Source organism: Microbacterium nanhaiense (assembly GCF_014646015.1).
Taxonomy (GTDB): Bacteria; Actinomycetota; Actinomycetes; order Actinomycetales; family Microbacteriaceae; genus Microbacterium; species Microbacterium nanhaiense.
The window spans coordinates 40100-59075 of record NZ_BMMQ01000004.1 but is presented as its reverse complement, the minus strand read 5'-3'; the positions used below and the strand labels follow the sequence as shown (position 1 = coordinate 59075).

Annotated in this window: 10 protein-coding genes; 2 read left to right on the top strand and 8 right to left on the bottom strand. The window is 68.4% G+C overall.

Annotated features, from left to right (window positions below; translation table 11 throughout):
• Positions 1–279 precede the first annotated feature (279 nt).
• Positions 280–6756, top strand: coding sequence for a DUF7927 domain-containing protein (locus tag IEX05_RS07925; RefSeq protein ID WP_188700850.1), 6477 nt, complete (start codon positions 280–282; stop codon positions 6754–6756).
• A 275-nt stretch (positions 6757–7031) separates the two neighbouring features.
• Here IEX05_RS07925 and IEX05_RS07920 read toward each other — a convergent pair whose 3' ends face one another.
• The 5 genes from IEX05_RS07920 to IEX05_RS07905 form a co-directional block, all read right to left on the bottom strand.
• On the bottom strand, positions 7032–11333 hold the full coding sequence (locus tag IEX05_RS07920) for a DUF11 domain-containing protein (protein WP_229661227.1): 4302 nt from the start codon (positions 11331–11333) through the stop codon (positions 7032–7034).
• A gap of 11 nt (positions 11334–11344) precedes the next feature.
• Positions 11345–12544: a hypothetical protein gene (locus tag IEX05_RS15285; protein WP_229661195.1), complete on the bottom strand. Its 1200-nt coding sequence runs from the start codon at positions 12542–12544 to the stop codon at positions 11345–11347.
• A 239-nt stretch (positions 12545–12783) separates the two neighbouring features.
• On the bottom strand, positions 12784–15162 hold the full coding sequence (locus tag IEX05_RS07915) for a helix-turn-helix domain-containing protein (protein WP_188700848.1): 2379 nt from the start codon (positions 15160–15162) through the stop codon (positions 12784–12786).
• A gap of 94 nt (positions 15163–15256) precedes the next feature.
• Positions 15257–15835, bottom strand: coding sequence for a hypothetical protein (locus tag IEX05_RS07910; protein WP_188700847.1), 579 nt, complete (start codon positions 15833–15835; stop codon positions 15257–15259).
• Positions 15832–15987: a hypothetical protein gene (locus IEX05_RS07905; protein WP_188700846.1), complete on the bottom strand. Its 156-nt coding sequence runs from the start codon at positions 15985–15987 to the stop codon at positions 15832–15834. Before IEX05_RS07905 ends, IEX05_RS07910 begins: the two co-directional genes overlap by 4 nt.
• 55 nt (positions 15988–16042) lie before the next feature.
• Between IEX05_RS07905 and IEX05_RS07900 the strand changes: the two genes are divergently transcribed.
• Positions 16043–16561, top strand: coding sequence for an adenine phosphoribosyltransferase (locus IEX05_RS07900; RefSeq protein ID WP_229661194.1), 519 nt, complete (start codon positions 16043–16045; stop codon positions 16559–16561).
• A gap of 345 nt (positions 16562–16906) precedes the next feature.
• Here IEX05_RS07900 and IEX05_RS15470 read toward each other — a convergent pair whose 3' ends face one another.
• From IEX05_RS15470 to IEX05_RS07890, 3 genes are all read right to left on the bottom strand, one after another.
• Positions 16907–17281 (bottom strand): aquaporin, encoded by a 375-nt coding sequence (locus IEX05_RS15470; RefSeq protein WP_308423411.1) that lies wholly within the window; start codon positions 17279–17281, stop codon positions 16907–16909.
• The gene (locus IEX05_RS15465) at positions 17206–17658 is read right to left on the bottom strand and encodes an aquaporin (protein ID WP_308423410.1); all 453 of its coding nucleotides are present in this window, start codon (positions 17656–17658) and stop codon (positions 17206–17208) included. Before IEX05_RS15465 ends, IEX05_RS15470 begins: the two co-directional genes overlap by 76 nt.
• 90 nt (positions 17659–17748) lie before the next feature.
• On the bottom strand, positions 17749–18975 hold the full coding sequence (locus IEX05_RS07890) for an ROK family protein (protein WP_188700844.1): 1227 nt from the start codon (positions 18973–18975) through the stop codon (positions 17749–17751).
• Between the last annotated feature and the right edge of the window lies 1 nt (position 18976).

The following is an 18976-nucleotide window of genomic DNA, read 5'->3' as shown; positions in this document are numbered from 1 at the left end:
TGATTTCCATGGGTGAAATAGTTCATTGCGTCACACCCGACCGGACCTGTCCACTAGCTATGGAAAGGGTATCGAAAGACCGATATACCTTCGCGCGCCGCGCACGGCGGCAATACGTTCGAACTAAAGGGGACCGTGATGTCATCACGTCATCGTTGGCGGCCGCTCAGCCGCCGACACGCTGCGGGGACGAGAACACTGTTCTCGACCCGCTCTGACAGGGCCAAGCCCGTACGGAGGAGCGTCGCGACCATCGCCGCGACAACGCTCGTCACAGGGATGCTCGGCTTCGCCGGCGCCGTGACCGTGCCGACCGCCGCGAATGCGGCTGCGGGAGACCCATTCGATCCGACCAATCCCACCGTGTACGTTTCCCAGACGGTGACGACACAGCTCTATCGTTCGTTGACGAACCCGGACGGCTCCTTCTCGTTCTCACCCGAGGGCGTTGCGCAGGACCTCACCTACAACGCGATCGGGTTCGACCCGTCGAGCAACTATATCTATGGCATCGCGACGACGGGGAACACAGAGATCCCGGGTGGATCCGTCATCAGAATCGGTCAGGAAGGGGCGGTCTCCCGCGTGGGGAACGCGACCTACGCCGGGCCGTCGGGCTCGACGAACTTCCAAGCTGGGGCAGTCGGTGACGACGGCTTCTACTACATCGTTCAGCAGGGCACCGATGTCGCATACCGGATCGATCTCACTGACGGGTCGCCCGCGGGCACGGTCGCGTTGGATGGCGCGTTTGGGTCGCCCGACCTCACCTTCGCGGATGGTTTTGCCTGGTCGTTGACGGCCGATGGCGCGCTCATGCGTCTCGATATGTCAACGGGAGAGCTCACGACGTTGGACCAGGTCGTGATAGACGCATCAGGTGCCGGCTTCGGCGCCGCATGGACGTTCGGAAACGGCAACCTCGGCTTCTCTGACAATGCGACGGGCGCGGTTTATCAGCTCTCCGTCACCGATGGGGGAAGCGCGCAGCCGACGGTCGCACTTGTCTCGGTTTCGAGCGGCCCCGCTTCTACGACGAACGATGGTACGGCCGTTCCTGGTCTGCCTGTCGACCTCGCCGTCGAGAAGACGACCGCCGCCACGCACCTGCTGGACGGCCGCGTCGAGTACTCGATCAGCGTTCGCAATCTCAGCGATACAGCCTCGAGCGGTTGGTCGGTTGCCGACACGCTGCCTGAGGGGCTTGTTGACCCGGCGGTCATCGAGGAGCTCACGAACTCGTACGACTCAGCGACGCGTACGCTCACAGTCACCGGCGGGCGTCTCGAGGCCGGTGCGTCCGTCACCTTCACGGTGGTCGCACTCTCCGAGCTGGCTGACGAAACATGCGTGGTGAACACCGCCACGGTCATCGGCAACGAACGCGACGACAACGAAGCGAATGACACCTCCGAAGCGGAGACGTGTGCGGTGATTCCGCCGATGGACTTCGGCGATGCTCCCGAATCGTACGGCACGCTCGCGACGGATGACGGCGCACGCCATATCGTCCCGGATTACGACGCGGCAACGCTGACCGCGCCGGTCATGCTCGGTGAATCGATCGATGCCGAGGACGACGGGCAGCCATCGGTAGCGGCTGATGGCGATGGCGTCGACGAGGACGGGGTCGTATTCAACCCTGCGCTCGGATACCAGAGCAACGTCATTCGCACGGGCGTCGACCCGAACTCCCTTTCCGGCATCGAGAACGCGCTCGAGGTCACGGCCTCCGCGGACGGTTTCGTTTCGGTGTGGGTCGATTGGAACCAGGACGACGACTTCGGAGACGAAGGCGAGCGTGTGGTATCTGCGCAGGCTGTTACGGCGGGTACCAACGCTGTGACTTTCGCACAGATGGAGAACCCCGCTGGTCTCGAGTCCTACGTGCGAGTCCGTTACAGCACCGACGCGGCAGCGATCGCGACGCCGACCGGGCCAGCTCCCGATGGTGAGGTTGAGGACTACTCCGTGCTGTTCGAACGCATCCTCGCACCGACCAGCTGCGTCGTCAGCGACGCCGAGTACTATGCTTTTACCTTCGACGACCCCACAGAGCGAACGGGCGATGGCGGACAGGGAACGACGGCGCTCTTCAGTGACGTCAGCGTGATCGGCGGTCAGCCGGTGGATATGCTCGTCGAGGTTCTCGATGGTGACACGCACTCGATCCGTCGCGGGCAGGGCGGTATCTTCGGTACGGACGATGCGAATTGGCAGATCAGTCGGGACGCTACGCTGCGCTACAGCTTCTTCGCAGCCGGCACCGATGAACCTATCGACGTGAACGCGGCGTTCGTCGTCAGCGATATGGACACAGGCGAGATCGCGACTTTCGCATCCGCCGACCTCGCGAGCTACGCGGTCACTGCCGGCAGTGCCGTGCGGATTTCGGAGACGTCTGCGGGCGAGGTGCAGTTCGAGGGCAACGGCAACTGGAACGGCGACCCGGAGAGCCGCTTCCAGTTCGTGCTCGAGGGCATCAACACCTTCGAATCGCGCTGGCAGGGCGGTAGCAACTCGGGCTTCGGCTTCGACGGCGACGGTGACTTCGCCATCCAGCCCTCATGCTTCGACTTCGGTGATGCACCGGAGAGCTACGGGACGACGCTGGAGAACGATGGCGCCCGTCACCTCCTCACGCCGGGGCTGACGCTCGGTGAGCGCATCGACTTCGACCCGGACGGGCAGCCGTCGGACGACGCACTCGGCGACGACGAGAACCGTGCGGCGGACGAGGACGGCGTGGCGGACGAGATCGTCGTCACGACCGGCGGTCAGTCGGTCGTGACCGTCTCTGCTACCAACGCCACAGGTGCGGCGGCGACGCTGGCGGGCTGGGTCGACCTCGATGGCAACGGCACGTTCGACGAGGGCGAGCTGGTGACCGTGGAGGTGCCTGCGAACAGCGGCACGGCGTCCTACGAGCTGACGTTCCCCGCGGCGACGACGGCGGACGACACGTTCGCGCGCTTCCGTCTCTTCGCCGGCGACGTGACAACGTTCGCGCCGACGGGCGAAGCGTCCGGCGGCGAGGTCGAGGACTACACCGTTTCGGTCCTGGACCGCGACATCGCGATCGACAAGGAGTCGGACTTCACGGAGGATTCGCGCCCGGGCGACACCATCACTTACACGGTGACGGCGACGAACACGGGCACGGACGCCTACACGGAAGACGAGCCGGCGGTCGTGTTCGATGACCTGTCGGGTGTGTTGGACGACGCGGTCTACAACGACGATGCCGAGGCTGTCGCCTCGGACGAGTCGGAGGTGCCGGCACCGGCCTTCCTCGAGCCCTCGCACCTGTCGTGGGCTGGGGCCCTTGCCGGAGGCGAGTCGGTGACGATCACCTACACCGTCACGCTGGGCAACGACGGAGACCACACCGTGCGCAACGTCGCGTGGCACTCGGAGGAGCCTCCTGGGGAGGAACCGCCGACGACGCCGGAGTGCGAGCCCGGTGACGAGGACTGCATCACGGTCACCGACCTCCTGCCGGAGCTGGCTGTCGAGAAATCGGCCGACTTCACGGAGCTGCCCCGCGTGGGCGACACGGTGACGTACACGGTCACGGCGACGAACATCGGCCCCGGCATCTACACGGATGAGGCTCCGGCTGTCGTTCTCGACGACATGAGCGATGTGCTCGATGACGGCGAGTTCGTGGACGGTTCGATCACGACCTCGCTCGGTGAGGGCGCGACGCTCGAGGACGGACGTCTGAGCTGGTCCGGTGCCCTGGGCGTCGATGAAACGGTGACGATCACCTACCAGGTGACCTACACCGCGGCCGGAGACGCTTTCCTGTCCAACGTGGCATGGCAGCCGTCCGACCCGGAGAACCCGGGTGACGCACCGGTCTGTGACCCGCGTGACGCCGACGGCCGCGATCCGGTCACGGGCGAGCCCTGCGGCTTCATCCAGATCCCCGGTGGTCAGTACAACGTGACCAAGGACGTCAACCCTGAGGACGGAAGCACGGTTGTCGCCGGTCAGGAGCTGACGTACACGATTACGTTCAACAGCACGGGTACCGCTCCGGCCGACATCGAGTCGTGGACGGATGACCTCTCGAGCGTTTTGGATGACGCGGAGATCGTCACGGCCCCGACCTCGTCGAACCCCGACGTGCTGACGGTGTCGGAGATCGAGGACGGACAGTTCTCGGTCAGCGGTAAGAGCGTTCCGCAGGGTGAGTCGTTCACGGTGACCTACACCGTGCGCGTCCTGCCTGACGGTGAGCGTGGCGACAACACGCTCGGCAACGTGGTCTTCCCCGAGAACACGCCTCCTGGTGAGGACGACGTTTGCGAAGACGACGACCCGCTGTGCACCGTGAACTACGTTCCCGAGATCATCGACTCCAAGTCGGTGAACCCGGAGGATGGGTCGGCGGTGCAGCCGGGTGCTGAGCTGACGTACACGCTGGAGTTCGAGAACATCGGGACCGGTGTCGGCTCGGTGGACCGGGTCGATGACCTGACCCATGTGCTCGACGATGCTGATGTGACGGTTGCTCCGGTGGCGTCGAATGAGGCGCTGGCGGTGTCGGAGATCGAGGACAACCGCTTCTCGATCACCGGTGACCTCGAGGCGGGTCAGACGGTCACTGTGACCTACACGGTGACGGTGAAGTCGGTCGACGACCTCGGCGACACCCGTTTGGGTAACTTCCTGCTGAACCCGGATGAGGTTCCGCCGGCCGAGCTCGAGGAGTGCGTGCCGGGCGAGATCGAGGACGCCACGTGCAACTCGATCTCGCGGATCATCGACTCGAAGTCGGTGAACCCGGAGTCGGGTTCGGTCGTGGAGCCGGGTCAGGCGCTGACCTATACGCTGTCGTTCGAGAACACGGGCACCGGTTCGGGTGACGTGGACCGGGTCGATGACCTGACCCACGTGCTCGATGACGCCGACGTAACGGTGCAGCCGACCGCGTCGGATGACGCGCTGACGGTGTCGGAGATCGAGGACGGACGTTTCTCGATCACCGGTGAGCTCGCTCCAGGTGAGTCGGCGATGGTGACGTACACGGTGACGGTCAAGGCCGCTACCGACATGGGCGACACGATCCTGGGTAACTTCCTCCTTGACCCTGATGAGGACACCCCGGAGGACCCGACGGTGTGTGAGCCGGGCGATGAGGACTGCACCATCAACACGGTGCCGCGCCTTATCGACTCCAAATCGGTTGACCCCGAGACGGGCACTGAGGTGGAGCCGGGGCAGGAGCTGACCTACACGCTGTCGTTCGAGAACACCGGCAGTGCGCTGGTGGCTGTGGATCGCGTCGATGACCTGACTCACGTGCTTGACGATGCTGACGTGACGGTTGCGCCGGCCGCGTCTGATGAGGCCCTTGCGGTCTCGGAGATCGCGGATGGTCGCTTCTCCATCACGGGTGAGCTCGAGCCCGGGCAGGTCGTCACGGTCACCTACACGGTGACGGTGAAGGCTGCGGACGAACTCGGTGACGCGCAGCTGGCGAACTTCCTCCTCGACTCGGGCGAGGAGCCGCCGACCGACCCGAGCGAGTGCGTCGAGGGCAGCGAGGACTGCACCTACAACCCGGTGCCAAGGATCCACGATTCGAAGACGGTCGACCCGTCGTCGAACACGTCGGTTCGTGCGGGCCAGGAGCTGCGCTACACGCTCACCTTCACGAACGACGGCACCGCCCCGGGCGCCGTGAACCGGGTCGATGACCTGACTCACGTGCTCGACGACGCCGACGTCACACTGGCACCGTCGGCATCCGATGACGCGCTGACGGTCTCGGAGATCGAGAACAACAGGTTCGCGATCACCGGAACGCTCGAGCCCGGTCAGACGGTGACGGTCTCGTACACGGTGACGGTGAAGGCTGCCGAGCAGCTCGGCGACACTATGCTGGCGAACTTCCTGCTCGACCCGTCGGAGCAGCCTCCGGCCGAGCCGGTGTGCACGGACGGCGAGGACTGCACCTTCAACCCCGTCTCGGATGTCACAGTCGTCAAGACCGCAGACCCCGAGAGCGGCGAGGCCGTGAAGGAAGGCCAAGAGCTGACGTACAAGCTCACATTCGCGAACAGCGGTGAGGGTGCCGAGTCGATCGACTACACCGACCACATGGCCGGCGTGCTCGACGACGCGGAGCTCATCGAGGCGCCGATCGCGTCGGACGACGCGCTCGCGGTTTCGGATGTGGTCGACGGCGCGTTCTCCGTCAGCGGCGAACTCGCCACGGGCCAGACGGTCACCGTCACCTACACGGTGAAGGTGCGCGAGTGGGCCGAGCAGGGCGACCGCGCCCTCGGCAACTTCGTGACCGTGTCCGGTCAGGAGCCGCCGGCAGTGTGCCAGGACGACAGCGCCCTGTGCACGGAGCACCCGGCCGAGGAGCCCGCGACTCCTGCAGAGCCGTCGACTCCTGCCGAGCCCTCGACCCCAGCCGAGCCCTCGACTCCCGCTGAGCCGTCGACTCCCGCTGAGCCGTCGACCCCAGCGGAGCCGTCGACCCCAGCGGAGCCGTCGACCCCCGCGGAGCCGTCGACTCCGGCGGAGCCGTCGACTCCGGCGGAACCGTCGACCCCGGCCGAGCCGTCGGCTCCTGCGAGCCCGCCCGCGCCGGCGGACCCGCCGCTGAACCCGACCGGTGGCGACATCGGGTCGGTCGTGGCGCTCGGCGCGCTCGGCCTGCTCATCCTCGGGGGTGGCGCAATCCTCATCACCCGACGCCGCACGCCCGCCGGACGCGGGGAGGAACGGATCTGAAGCGAGCCCCGCTGAGGTAGCGTCTCCCCTCGCGTTACCTACGCAGACGGATCCCCCCGCGTCGTTCTCGAACGGCGCGAGGGGATCCGTCGTTTCGCGGCTCGACGTTAGGCGCCGGACGGCCCGCGTCGCCGAGGATGACAACGTCGAGGCGGGTGATCCGGGGCCATCCGGACCACCCGCCTCGACGGGTCTGTTGAACGGTTCTGTTCAGTTGTGCGGCGGTGAGACGGCGGGGCTGTGAGGGGGAGAGACCCCGCCGCTCACCGCCGGGCTCAGCGCTCCGAGCGACGGCGCCGGATCGCGATCCACAGTGCGGCTGCGATCATCCCGCCGCCCGCCCAGGCCACGGTCCACGGCATGTCGCCTCCGGTGGGGGAGAGCGGCGTGGGCGCCGGGGACGGGGCCGGCTTCGGCGCGGGGCTCGGCGCCGGCGACGGAGTCACATGCGGGACGGGGGTCGGTTCCGGGCTGGGCTCGGGCGTCGGGCTGGGCGTGGGCTCGGGGCTCGGCTCAGGCGTCGGCTCCGGAGTCGGGCTCGGCTCGGCGGTCGGCTTCGGCGTCGGCTCCGGGGTTGACGTCGGCGTGGGCGTGGGCTCGGGCGTCGGTTCCGGCGTCGGTTCCGGTGTCGGCGTAGGAGTAGGTGTCGGCTCCGGCGTGGGCGTGGGCTCAGGCGTAGGAGTCGGCGTCGGCTCAGGAGTCGGCTCCGGCGTAGGCGTAGGCGTCGGGGCCGGAGGCTCCTCATCCTCGGCGTCGACCTCGACGGGGTTCGTCGGCTTCTCGGGTGAGCGGTACGCGGCAACGGTCGCGACGTTCTCGAAGGTCTCCGTCACGCTCTCGCCCGGTTCGAGGGCGGGGGCGTCGGGGATCCGAGCCGAGAAACCGAAGACCGCGCTCTCGCCCGGCGCGAGTTCGTCGATCGTCACCGTGAAGGTGCTCGTCGCCTCGTCGTAGGTGACGCCGCACTCGACGTCGCAGCCCCAGTCGCCGGTGGCCACGAGGCCGTCCTGCAGCTGGTCGGTGATGACGATGTCGCGGCTGGGCGCATCGCCCGAGGCCTCGACGGTGACGCGGTAGCGCACCGTGTCGCCGAAATCGACGTGGCCGTCCGAGGCGACCCACTCGTCGCCCTCGCTCTCGAACACCGCCTTGGAGGCGTCGATCGTGCCGTCGACGAGCTCAACCTCGTCGCAGCCGACGTTGTCGTCCTCGCATGTCGGATCCTCGGGCTTCGGGTCGTCGGGGGTGTCGACGACGGCGACGTTCGTCACCGGCCCAGCCACCGCGTCCGCGGAGAACTGCACCGAGAACACGATGTCCACGTGCGCGTCGACGGTGAGCAGCGTCGGATCCACGTCGCAGGTGACGACGGATCCGTCGACCGTGCAGCCCTCGGGGGCGGCCAGCACCTCGAGGCCCGCGGGCAGTTCGTCGGTGACGGTGACGGGCTCGCCCGGGTCGGCATCGCGTTCGCCGACGTTCGTGACGGTGAGCGTGAAGTCGAACGTGGTCTCGGCCGGCACCCGGTCGACCGAGGAGGTCTTCTCGAGCGTCAGGTCGAACGGCAGATCGTTGTTCACGAACACGCAGTAGGCCGTGTCGCCATTGGCGAGGGTCACGGATCCGTCCGTCAGCTCGAGGGGCGTCTCGCGGTCGTCGCTCGTCCAGCAGGCGAGCGAGTCGAGCACGTATCCCGGCACCGAGGTCTCGGCGAGGGCGTAGCTTCCCTGCGGCAGCTCGACGTCGGTGACCGCCGCCGTGCGGGTCTTGCCTTCGATCGTCACGACACCCGTTCCCGAGAGCGTGAAGTCGGCCGGGCCGGCGTTTCCGCCGTCGTCGTTGATGACCTCCTTCACGAGCGTGATGAGCGCCGGGTTGTCGTCGTTCAGGATCGTGCAGCTCGCGTTCTCGCCGAGGCCGAGCGTCAGCGTCGACCCCTCGAGCTCGCCGGCTGTGCACGTCCAGCCCTCGCCGGTGTACTCGGCGGGTCCGGACTCGCTCAGCTTGTACACGCCGGCCGTGACGGTGCGTCCCGTGACCTCGTCGCTGCCGGTCACACCCGAGAGGGGAGTGGGGCCGTCGGCCGTCAGCGTGAAGTCGGTCTCGCTCGCGCCGCCGCCGTGATCGTTGAGCACCTCCTTCACGAGCGTCAGCGTCGGCGCGATGTCGTCGTTCGTGATCTCGCAGGTGACCCGGTCACCGGCGGCCAGGGTGACGACGGATCCGTCGAACGCGTCCGTCGTGCAACTCCACGCGGACGGGGCGTAGGTGGAGAGCTCGCGCTCGAACAGTTCGTAGGATCCCACCTTCACGGGGACGCTCGTGACGTCCTCGGATCCGCTGAGACCGCCGATCGACGTGCCCGCGCCGACGGCGCGGAGCGGGAAGTCGTCGGTCGTCGCGGTGCCGCCGTTGTCGTTCGTGACGTGCTTGACCAGCGTCAGCTCGGGGGCGATGTCGTCGTTCGTGATGGTGCAGGTGGTGGTCTCGCCGAGGCCGAGCTCGAGCGCGCCATCGTCGAGCGTGAACTCGAGATCGCGGCCGGTGCAGACCCAGTCGCTGGCGGCGTAGCCGTCGTGCTCGGACTCCGTCAGCGTGTACGAGCCGGCGGGGACCGCGCCGGTGACGCCGGCGATCAGCGACTCGTCCGTGTCGGTTCCCTCGAGCTGCGTGCCGTTCGCGTCGGCCGCCGTCAGCGTGACGTCGTCGATCGCGAGCGATCCGCCGTCGTCGTTGATGACGAGCTTGTTGAGCGTCAGCTCCGGGGCGATGTCGTCGTTCGTGATGGTGCACATGACGTCCTCGCCGAGCGCGAGCGTGAGCTCGTCGCCGTCGAGGGGTGCCGCGTTGCCCGTGCACGTCCAGTCGCTGGCCGCGTAACCCGGGGTGGGCGACTTGCTGAGCGTGTAGGTGCCCGCGGGGAGTTCGCCCGTGAGGCCCTCGCCCTCGGCGCTCGGGTCGTTGCCGGTGAGCGTGTTCTCGCCGTCCGTCGCCGTCAGCTCGACCTGGTCGAGGGTGAGCGTTCCGCCGTCATCGTTCACGATGACCTTGTTGAGCGTCAGGGTCGGGGCCTGGTCGCTGTTCGTGATGGTGCAGACGATGTCCTCGTCGAGCCCAAGCTCCAGGAGCCCGCCCTCGAGCTCGAACTCGTCGGATCCGTTCGAGCACACCCAGGCGCTCGCCGCGTAGCCGGCGTGCTCCGACTCCGTCAGGACGTAGGATCCGGCGGGCACCGTGCCCGACAGGCCGATCTCCTCCGAGACGCTCGGGTCCGTCCCGTTCAGCTGCACGGCATCGGTGTCCCTCTCGGTCAGGGCGGCCGTCAGCGTGACGTCGCCGATGTCGAGCGTGCCGCCGTGCTCGTTGCGGACGACCTTGTTGAGCGTGAGCGTCGGCGCGATGTCGTCGTTGATGATGGTGCACGTCGCGTTCTCGCCGAGCGCGAGCGCGATCGAGGATCCGTTCTGCTCGCCGTCGCCCGTGCAGACCCATTCGCCCGCGGCGTAGCCGCCGACGAGGGCCTCCTCGGTGAGCTCATAGCTGCCGGCAGCGACGGCGACCGAGGTCACCTCGTCGGTGCCGCTGATGCCCGTGAACGGCACCGGGCCGTCTGCGGAGAGCGGGAAGTCGGCGACCGTCGCCGTGCCGCCGTCGTCATTGACGACGTTCTTCACGAGGGTGAGGTGGGCGGCCTGGTCGCTGTTCGTGATCGTGCATGTGACGTTCTCGCCGACGCCGAGCGAGAGCACGTCGCCCTCGAGCGCCGTCGCGTTGCCCTCGCACACCCAGTCCGACGCGTCGTAGCCCGGCACGCTCTCCTCCGAGAGCGTGTAGTCGCCGGCGTCCACCGTTGCGGTCACTCCGCCCTCGTCCGTCGTGTAGCCCTCGACGATATTGTCGCCCGGGCCCGTGGCGGTGAGCAGGACGTCTTCGGGGCTGAGGGTGCCGCCGTGGGCGTTGTTGACCTTCTTCACGAGCGTCAGCGTCGGAGCGACATCGCGGTTGACGATCTCGCAGCTGACGTGCTGGCCGAGCGCGAGTGTGATCTGGTTTTCGGCGGAGATCTCGATGCCCTCGTCGGTGCCGTCGTCGGCGCAGACCCAGCCGCCATCGGAGACGTAGCCCGAGGGGCCGTCCTCGCTCAGCGTGTAGGTTCCGGCGTGAACGGCGTCGTCGGTGACGGTGCCTTGGCCGGTGACGGTGTATCCCTCGCTCGCCGCCGTCAGTGTGAAGTCGTCGGCGGTCGCGTCACCGCCGTGCTGCAGCTCGACGATTTTCGTCAGGGTGAGCCCGGCGGGCACCGCCGTGTTCGTGATGTGGCACTCCACGTTCGTGCCCGGAAGGACCGTGACCGTCGCGCCGTTCAGGGTGCCGTCGGTGCAGACCCAGTCGCCCGCGGTGTAGCCGCTGCGGCTCGTTTCGGCGAGCAGGTAGTCGCCGGCGTTTACGAGCGAGGTCACGCCGATCGCGGGATCCGCGTCCGGGTCGGCGGTGTCGATGACCTTGGTGCCGTCGCGCTCGGCGCTCAGGGTGAAGTCGGCGACCGTCGCGCCGCCGCTGTAGTCGTCGGCGACGATCTTGTTGAGCGTCAGTGTCGTGGTCTCGTTCGTGATGGTGCAGTGCGCGGGGCGCCGCCGAGGGCGTCGGGGAAGACGGGGAAGACGTTGCCCGTCGCGGATCCGTTCTCGTAGAGGACCACGTCGGTGCGGGGGGCGCCGGGGGCGAAGAAGTTCGTCGCCGAACACACGACGCTCTTGAGGGTGACGCCCGCGGGCAGCTCGCCCGTAAGCTCCTGCACCATGTAATCGGGGCTGGTGACGAGGCCCATCCAGGTGTGGGTCTGGCCGCCCTGGATCGTCGAGGTGATCGTGGCCTCGGATCCGTCGGAGTCCGTTGCGCCGGCGGGGGTGCCGAGGTCGGCACCGTCCTTCTGAGAGACCTGGTAGGGGAAGCCGAGCCCCTCCGGCACCGCGCCCTCCACGACCTTCTCGACCTGCAGCGAGGCGCAGGTGTTGATCGTGAGCGACGGCGGGTTGAGGAAGTCTTCGATGTTGGCGTTCTGGCTGTTTCCGGTGCGCGAGAGCACCTGGCCGGTCGTGAAATCGCTGCACCTGTCGGTGGGGATGAGCCCGCTCGCCGTCAGGTCGATGGCCATCTCGCCGAAGGTCTGGCTGGGGGCGACGACCGCCTGACAGGTCTCTGTCGCGGGGCTCGATGCCCATGCTGAGCCGTTCCATCGCAGCGCATCGACGGAGGTGCCCGACGACGGGTCGTAGTTGAACTCGATGAGGAGGTCTCCCGTGCGGCCCGCGCCGGCGCCCTGGAGGTGCTGGTACACCGTCAGGTCGCCGGTGCCGCCCGTGACGCGCGTCCAGTTGAGGTAGAGGATGACGTGGTTCGTGCCGCCGACGTCGACGATCTCGTACGCCGAGCCGGCGCTACAGAGGTCGGCCTTCGTCTGCACGCTCGTCGGGGTCGCGTTCGGCGGCCAGGTGCCGTCGATCTTGGATCCGTTGGTGAAGGTCGTCGGATCCGGCGCGCCGCAGGCGTCCGATCCGATCTGCTTCGCGAGGACACCGGTGCTCAGGTTGCCCGAGCTCGTCGTGTAGGGCGAGAAGGCACCGGTGTTCCAGTCGACGGCACCGCCCGAATCACCGTCGATCTCGAAACTCGTCGCCAGGCCTCCCGGAAGCACGGCCGCCGCCGCGGGTGGAGCAGCCACGAGGCTCGCGGTGATCAGCGCCGCCGCTCCCAAAAATGCGCCGAGGCGCGAGCGTGTACGCGACATGGTGGTGCCCCCTCTGAAAATCTGTGGAGATTTCGATAACAGGCACGTTATGGTGCGCGGTCGCACACCGTTATATGCGGCGGAGGCTTCGTTGCGAAGGCGACACGAAGGGCCGATGGGGCGGGTAAACTCACAGCAAGAAACGGCCAGACAACGGCGCGATCCCGCCATCCGCACAATGCGCGGATGAGAGCGGGTGAGGTCCGGAATCCAAGGGGTGAAACGCGGGGTGAAGAGCCCTAGCCGAGCAGCCCCGCGGCCCGCGCCGCGAGGACCGCGTCGTCGCGGGACGCGGCGCCGAGCTTGCGGTACAGGCCGCGCAGCTGGCTCTTGATCGTGTTCTGCGTCACCCCAAGCGTCTCGGCGATCTGGGCGATCGTTCCCGTCCCGGCGATGAGGTCGAGCACATCCCGCTCGCGCGGCGTCAGCGTCACCGTATCGCCCGAACCGCCAAGGTCGCGCAGGGTCTCGTGCATTGACCTCACGAGGCGCCCCACGGCCGGGTCGCGGGTGAACGGCACCGCGGCGTCGAGGATCCGCGCGACCCACGCGCGGCCGTGCCGGAAGAAGGGGAGGATCAGGCCCGTCTGGGCGGCCTTGTGCAGGGCATCGACGAGGGCGGCGTTCGCGCCCTCCTCGTCGCCGCTCTCGAGCAGCGCGCGATGCAGCGTCACCTGGGCGCGGATCGTGAAGCGCACCGATCTCCCGCGGACCTGCGGCAGGAGATCGCGCAGCAGAGTGGCGGCCTCCTCGCCGCCGCCGAGAAGCGCGAGCGCGTGGGCGCGATGGAGCACCGCGTGCGGCGTGCCGAACTCCGAGAACGCGACATCGTCGAGGATCTCGAGCACGTCGGCGGCATGCCGCAACATCAGCAGCGCCTCGGCGCGCGAGAGCAGCACCCAGCGCCGCAGCGACGCCGTCGGCAGCCCCCGGTAGAGACCGGCCTCGAGGAGATCGAGCTCGCCGAGGGCGGAATGCCCGAGCCCGAGCACGGTGTACGCGCGGGCGCGCAGCGTCGCCTCGAGCACGCTCAGTGCCGTCATGCCGGAGGCGGAGTAGTCGGCCGGGTTCGCGAGAAGGCGGCGGAGCGCGGGCACGTCGACCGTGTCGAGTGCCGCCGCCAGCGGCAGTGAGGATCCGGTGAGCGCGGTGCGCGGGATCGCCGGCCAAGTCGAGAACTGGCTCGGCAGCTGCACATGCATGGCGACGAGCGACAGCTCTTCCGCGAGCAGGGCGACGTTGTCATCGCCCGCGGCCAGCGCCTCGCTCCGTGCCGCGTCGAAGTTCTCGAGTGCGGCCGTCGCCTCGCCGAGTTCGAGGTGCATGAGGCCGATGTGGAAGCGCACGGTCGCGCCATCCGCGCGCGCCGGCCGCACGGACTCGAGCGCCCGCAGGCGCGCGAGCCCTTTCTCGGGGTGCCCGTCGATGCGGTCGACCGTCGCCCTCATCGTCACCACGATCGCCGCATCCTCCGGCTCGAGCCCCGCGGTCGTTTCGATGCGCGCGAGCAGCGCCTCCGCCTCCCGCACCTGCGCCGACGAGACCCGATTGTCGAACTCGTGCTGGACGGGGTCGATGAGTGCGCGGACGAGGGCGAGCATCAGCCGCGGATCCGGGAGCCGGCGCACCGCGTCGCGCAGCGCCTCGCGCGCGCTCGCCGAGGGCAGGCAGAGCGCATCGCGCCAGTGCCGCGCGAGGAAGCGCGCGCGGGTTGCGGGCGAGAGTGCGCCGACCTGCACCGCGTCGGCGAAGCGGCCCTGTGACGCGAGGCGCCCGACCGCCTCGGACACGGCGGCGCGGTTATCCGCGTCGTCGATGACGTTCGTGAGCGACGCCATCGCTTTCTGGAAGCCCGGCACATAGCTGTGCACGCCGGGCGCCGACTCGATGAGGGCGCCCGCATCGGCGAGCGTGTATCGATAGGAGAGGGCGTTGTCGCCCCGGTCCCATACCGCGTCGAGAGCCGCGGTCGAGAGCGGCCCGAGGTGTGCCGTCGCCACGCCCGCCTCCCAGGCGGCGCGGCGGTAGGGAAAGTCGACGCGGGCCGTGAGCAGCGGCGTGAACGCGGCAATGCACCCGGCCTGCACCTCCGCCTCGCCGAGCGTGCCGGAGCGTGCCGCCGCGTCGAGCGCCGCGAGCACGATCCCCGCTATGCCCGCGCTGGCGCCGAGCAGGGACGCGCGCTGGTGCTGCGTCGTCGTCACGCCGAGCCGCTCGCCGATGACCTCGACCTCGCGATCCGTGAACGCGAATTCACGGGGCGTGACCCGCACGTCCGGATGCAGGGCCGCGTCCGCCGCGCGTTGCGGCCAGGCGTGCGTCGACAGCACGATCAGGATCGCCTGCGGAAACATCTCGCGGGTCGTGACGATCGCCTCGCCCTCGTCAGGCACCCCGCCGATGAGGTTGAGGACGACGGCGTCCGGCGATCCGAGTGCCTGGCGCGGGGCGCGTGCGAACCACTCCGCGGCGCGACCGCGTGCCGCCAGCCAGAGCGCGCACTGCGCGTGCGCGTCCGAACCGTCGGTGACGCGACAAAACACGATGTCTCCCGCCCGCGCCTCGTCGAACAACGACTGAACGCGCGGTCTGGAGAATAGGCTCGCCTGAGACTCCATGGATCCCCCGATCCTCGGCGAGATCCGACCTCCCATAAGATTGGCAGCTCGCACTGGGGTCCAGTATCCCGCAGAAGTGCGCGCCGGGCGAGTCTTATGCCTCGGGAAGTCTCATAACGTTGTTCTCGTCGACGCGGAGGTCCTCGACCCAGCGCAACGTGCGGGCCAGCTCGTCCAGCGCGTCGACGAACAGCAGGAACCGTTCCCGGTCGGCGCACACGGCGTGCAGCGTGATCAGGTGCGTGCTGAGGTCCCACGTGTAGCTGACGAAGGGCATCCGCGCGTGCGCCGACGATTCCATCACGAGCTTCTCGCCGACCCCGAGGTGCGGATTGGCGAAGTTTTCGGTGTCGTCGAACTCCATCGGCATGGAGGCCCGCGCCGCGCGGAGGTGCGGGCTCATCTCCTGCACCTGCGCGAGCGCGGCGAGGGCGGAGGGATCCTCTTTCCACGACCAGGCGAGGAAGCGCCCGTTCGCGTTCCGCAGCCCCGCCTTGATCGTGCGGGTCGCGATGAAGTTCAGCAGCCCGGATCCGGGCTGGCCCGCCGTGATCCCGACGGTCGACATCAGGAGCTTGATGGCCGCCTTGCGATGTCGGGATCCGGCGATCCCGCTACCGCGGATCGCGACCCAGCGGGTCGGATCCGGATCCGCCTGGAGATGCGGGTTCATTCGGGACGGTTCTTGTTTCGGGCGCGGATGGCGAAGAAGATGCCGCCGCCGGCGATGACGAGCACGGCGGCGATGATCGCGATCATGCCGCCCATCTGGCCGCCGGCCTCGATCAGGCCCGCGTTCTCTGCGACGTAGCTGAGCGTGTTCATGCTTCCATCCTCGCCCATCGGGCGCCGTTTCAGGTCGAATCGGTACGCTCGAGCGGTGACGAACATCGACCTCGCGTACGCCGAATCGCTGATCGCCGAGACTCCCGACTACCCGGAGCCCGGCGTCCTCTTCCGCGACATCTCCCCTCTGCTCGCGGACCCGTCGGCGCTCCGCGACGTGTGCGCCGCGATCGTCGAGCCGTTCGCGGGTCAGTTCGACATCGTCGGCGGCATCGAGGCGCGCGGTTTCCTCCTCGCGGGGTACATCGCGGCGACCGAGGGCGTCGGCATGCTGCCGATCCGTAAGGCGGGCAAGCTGCCGACGCCGGCCGCGGCCGTCACCTACAAGCTCGAGTACGGATCCGCCACGATCGAGGCGCCGGGCGTTCTGAAGCCGGGCGAGCGGGTGCTGCTCGTCGACGACGTGCTCGCGACCGGCGGGACCATCGCCGCCGCGCGCGAGATCGTCTCGCAGCTCGGTGCCGTGACGGTGGGGTCCGCCGTCATTCTCGAACTCCTCGGCCTCGGCGGCCGCGAGAACGTCGGCGACGTGCACACCGTCTTTACGGCCTAATTCCCCGGGGCGTGTCCCACTTGGTGTGGGTATGGCGGTGCTATTCCCGCGTTAAGTGGGACAAGCCCGGAGCCGTGTCCCACTTGGTGCGCGTATGGCGGCCTTATTCCGGCGTTACGTGGGACATGCCTGAACCCGTGTCCCACTTGATGCGCGTATGGCGGCGCTATTCCCGCGTTAAGTGGGACATACCCGGACCCGTGTCCCACTTGGTGCGCGTATGGCGGCCCTATTCCCGCATTAAGCGGGACACGCCCCGACCCGTGTCCCACGTAATGCGCCCGTCGGCCGGTGCGAACGCCCACACAGCGAATCGGCCCCTCCGTGGAGGGGCCGATTCGTCGTTCACTTGGTCGTTTCGCGGTGCAGGAGGAACCCGGCGAGCAGCGCGCCCACGATCGGGAACACGATGAAGACCCAGATCTGGCTCCAGGCGTCGGCACCGCCGTAGATCGCCGCGGCGATCGAGCGGGCGGGGTTCACGCTGGTGTTGTCGACGGGGATCGTGATGAGGTGGATCAGGGTGAGCGTCAGACCGATCGCGAGTCCGGCGAGGGCGGGGTTGCCGCGCTTCGGGTGGGTCACGCCGAGGATCACGAAGAGGAAGATCGCCGTGAAGACGATCTCGACGACGATCGCGCCCGTCAGCCTGAAACCACCGGGGAGTGCTCGCCGTAGCCGTTGCTCGCGAATCTTCCGGCCGTCGCCGCCTCGTACCACTCGGAGTTCGACGAGCCGATGAGCGCGATGATGCCCGTTCCGCATGCGCCGCCGAGCAGCTGGGCGACGATGTAGCCGGGAACCTTCGACCATTCGATCCGACCCGCGGCGGCGACGCCGAGCGTCACGGCGGGGTTGAAGTGGCCGCCCGAGATCGGGCCGAACGCGTACGCGCCCGCGACGACCGTGAGTCCGAACGCGAGGGCGACGCCGACGAAGCCGATGCCGAGGCTGGATCCGTTTGCGCCCGTGCCGAAGTCGGATGCGAACAGCGCGGCGCCGACGCCGCCGAGCACAAGGAGGAGCGTGCCGAGGAATTCGGCGATCAGTGCGGATGTTGCCGTGGGCACCGCTTCGTGAGCTGTGTTTCGTGCCATGGCCTGATCTTTCTCGAAGTGATTATCACGCTCAACGTAGCGGCACAGCGTCGCTGCGCACCATAGTGCGCGAGAAAGACCTGGCCGTGGTTACCGAGGGTTACGGATCCGCGGCGCGTTCGCGACCGGATCCTCGAGCAGCGGTGCGAACGCCAGCTCGGCGGGCGCGATCTGCATGAGGTGGGAGCGCATGCGTGCGCGCTCCAGCCGCACCGATCGCCCCTCGGATCCGACGGGATCGACGCGCACCGCCGTCGAGAGGCGTTCCCGGCTCGTGGCGAGCAGCACGCCGAGGTACCCAGAGAGCACCACGACCTCGGGTGCGAACGCGTTGACGAAGTTCGTCAGGGCGATCGACAGCACGTCGACCTGACGCTCGATCTCGGCGAGAACCTTGGGGTTTCGCGCGATGCTCAGCTCGATGTCGAGCTCGTCCTCGTCGAGCTTGCGGCGCTTCAGCAGACCCAGTACCCGCTCGGGGCTGAGCTCGACCTCGAGGCATCCTCGGCGGCCGCACGAACAGCGGGCCCCGCGCGTGTCGATGACGGTGTGCCCCAGCTCACCCGCGAAGCCCGAGGTGCCGCGCAGCAGCGTGCCGTCAAAGACGAGGCCGCCGCCGATGCCGTTCGTGGATCCGTTCATGTAGAGCATGTTCGAGATGCCGCGCCCGACCCCGAAGCGCGACTCGGCCATCGCGCCGACGCTCGCGTCGTTGCCCGCCATGACGGGCATGCCGAGGGCGTCGGTGAGCCGGGCGGTGATGTGTTCGCGCTTCCAGCCGAGCGGGGGAGCGAGCATGACGGTGCCCGTCTCGTCCACGAGGCCCGGCACGGCGATGCCCGCGCCGACGAGCCGGTAGTGCCGCTCGATGTCCGCGCGCATGCCGTCGACGAGCGAGGCGGTGATGTGCGCGAAGCGGCGCGGATTCGGCGCGCCCGCCAGGTCGTGCCTGACCCGCGAGCGCACGGCGCCACCCAAGCCGACGAGCGACACGGTCACGGCGTCCGGCTCGGCGCGGATGCTCAGGGCGACGACGGCGTCATCGGCGGCGACCACCAGGGACGGGCGCCCGACGCGACCGGTCGGGGCGCTCGACTGCTCGACGGCGACGCCGAGTTCCATGAGCTCCGTCACGAGGCCCGTCACGGTCGACCGGTTGAGGCCGGTCGCGGCGCCGATGTGCGAGCGGGAGAGCCCGCCGTCGGTGTGCACGAGCTGCAGAACGGTCGCGAGGTTCTGTGCGCGAACGTCCTCGTTGGTGGTGCGCCCGGCGGTGGGGCGCGCGGGAGGAGCGGTCACGTCGTGCTGGTTCTGCATT

Coding starts and splice junctions, on each gene's coding strand:
- IEX05_RS07905 (WP_188700846.1), bottom strand. CDS start 15,987: ATGAACACGCTCAGCTACGTCGCAGAGAACGCGGGCCTGATCGAGGCC.
- IEX05_RS07890 (WP_188700844.1), bottom strand. CDS start 18,975: ATGCAGAACCAGCACGACGTGACCGCTCCTCCCGCGCGCCCCACCGCC.
- IEX05_RS07925 (WP_188700850.1), top strand. CDS start 280: ATGCTCGGCTTCGCCGGCGCCGTGACCGTGCCGACCGCCGCGAATGCG.
- IEX05_RS07915 (WP_188700848.1), bottom strand. CDS start 15,162: ATGGAGTCTCAGGCGAGCCTATTCTCCAGACCGCGCGTTCAGTCGTTG.
- IEX05_RS15285 (WP_229661195.1), bottom strand. CDS start 12,544: ATGTCGCGTACACGCTCGCGCCTCGGCGCATTTTTGGGAGCGGCGGCG.
- IEX05_RS15465 (WP_308423410.1), bottom strand. CDS start 17,658: ATGGCACGAAACACAGCTCACGAAGCGGTGCCCACGGCAACATCCGCA.
- IEX05_RS07910 (WP_188700847.1), bottom strand. CDS start 15,835: ATGAACCCGCATCTCCAGGCGGATCCGGATCCGACCCGCTGGGTCGCG.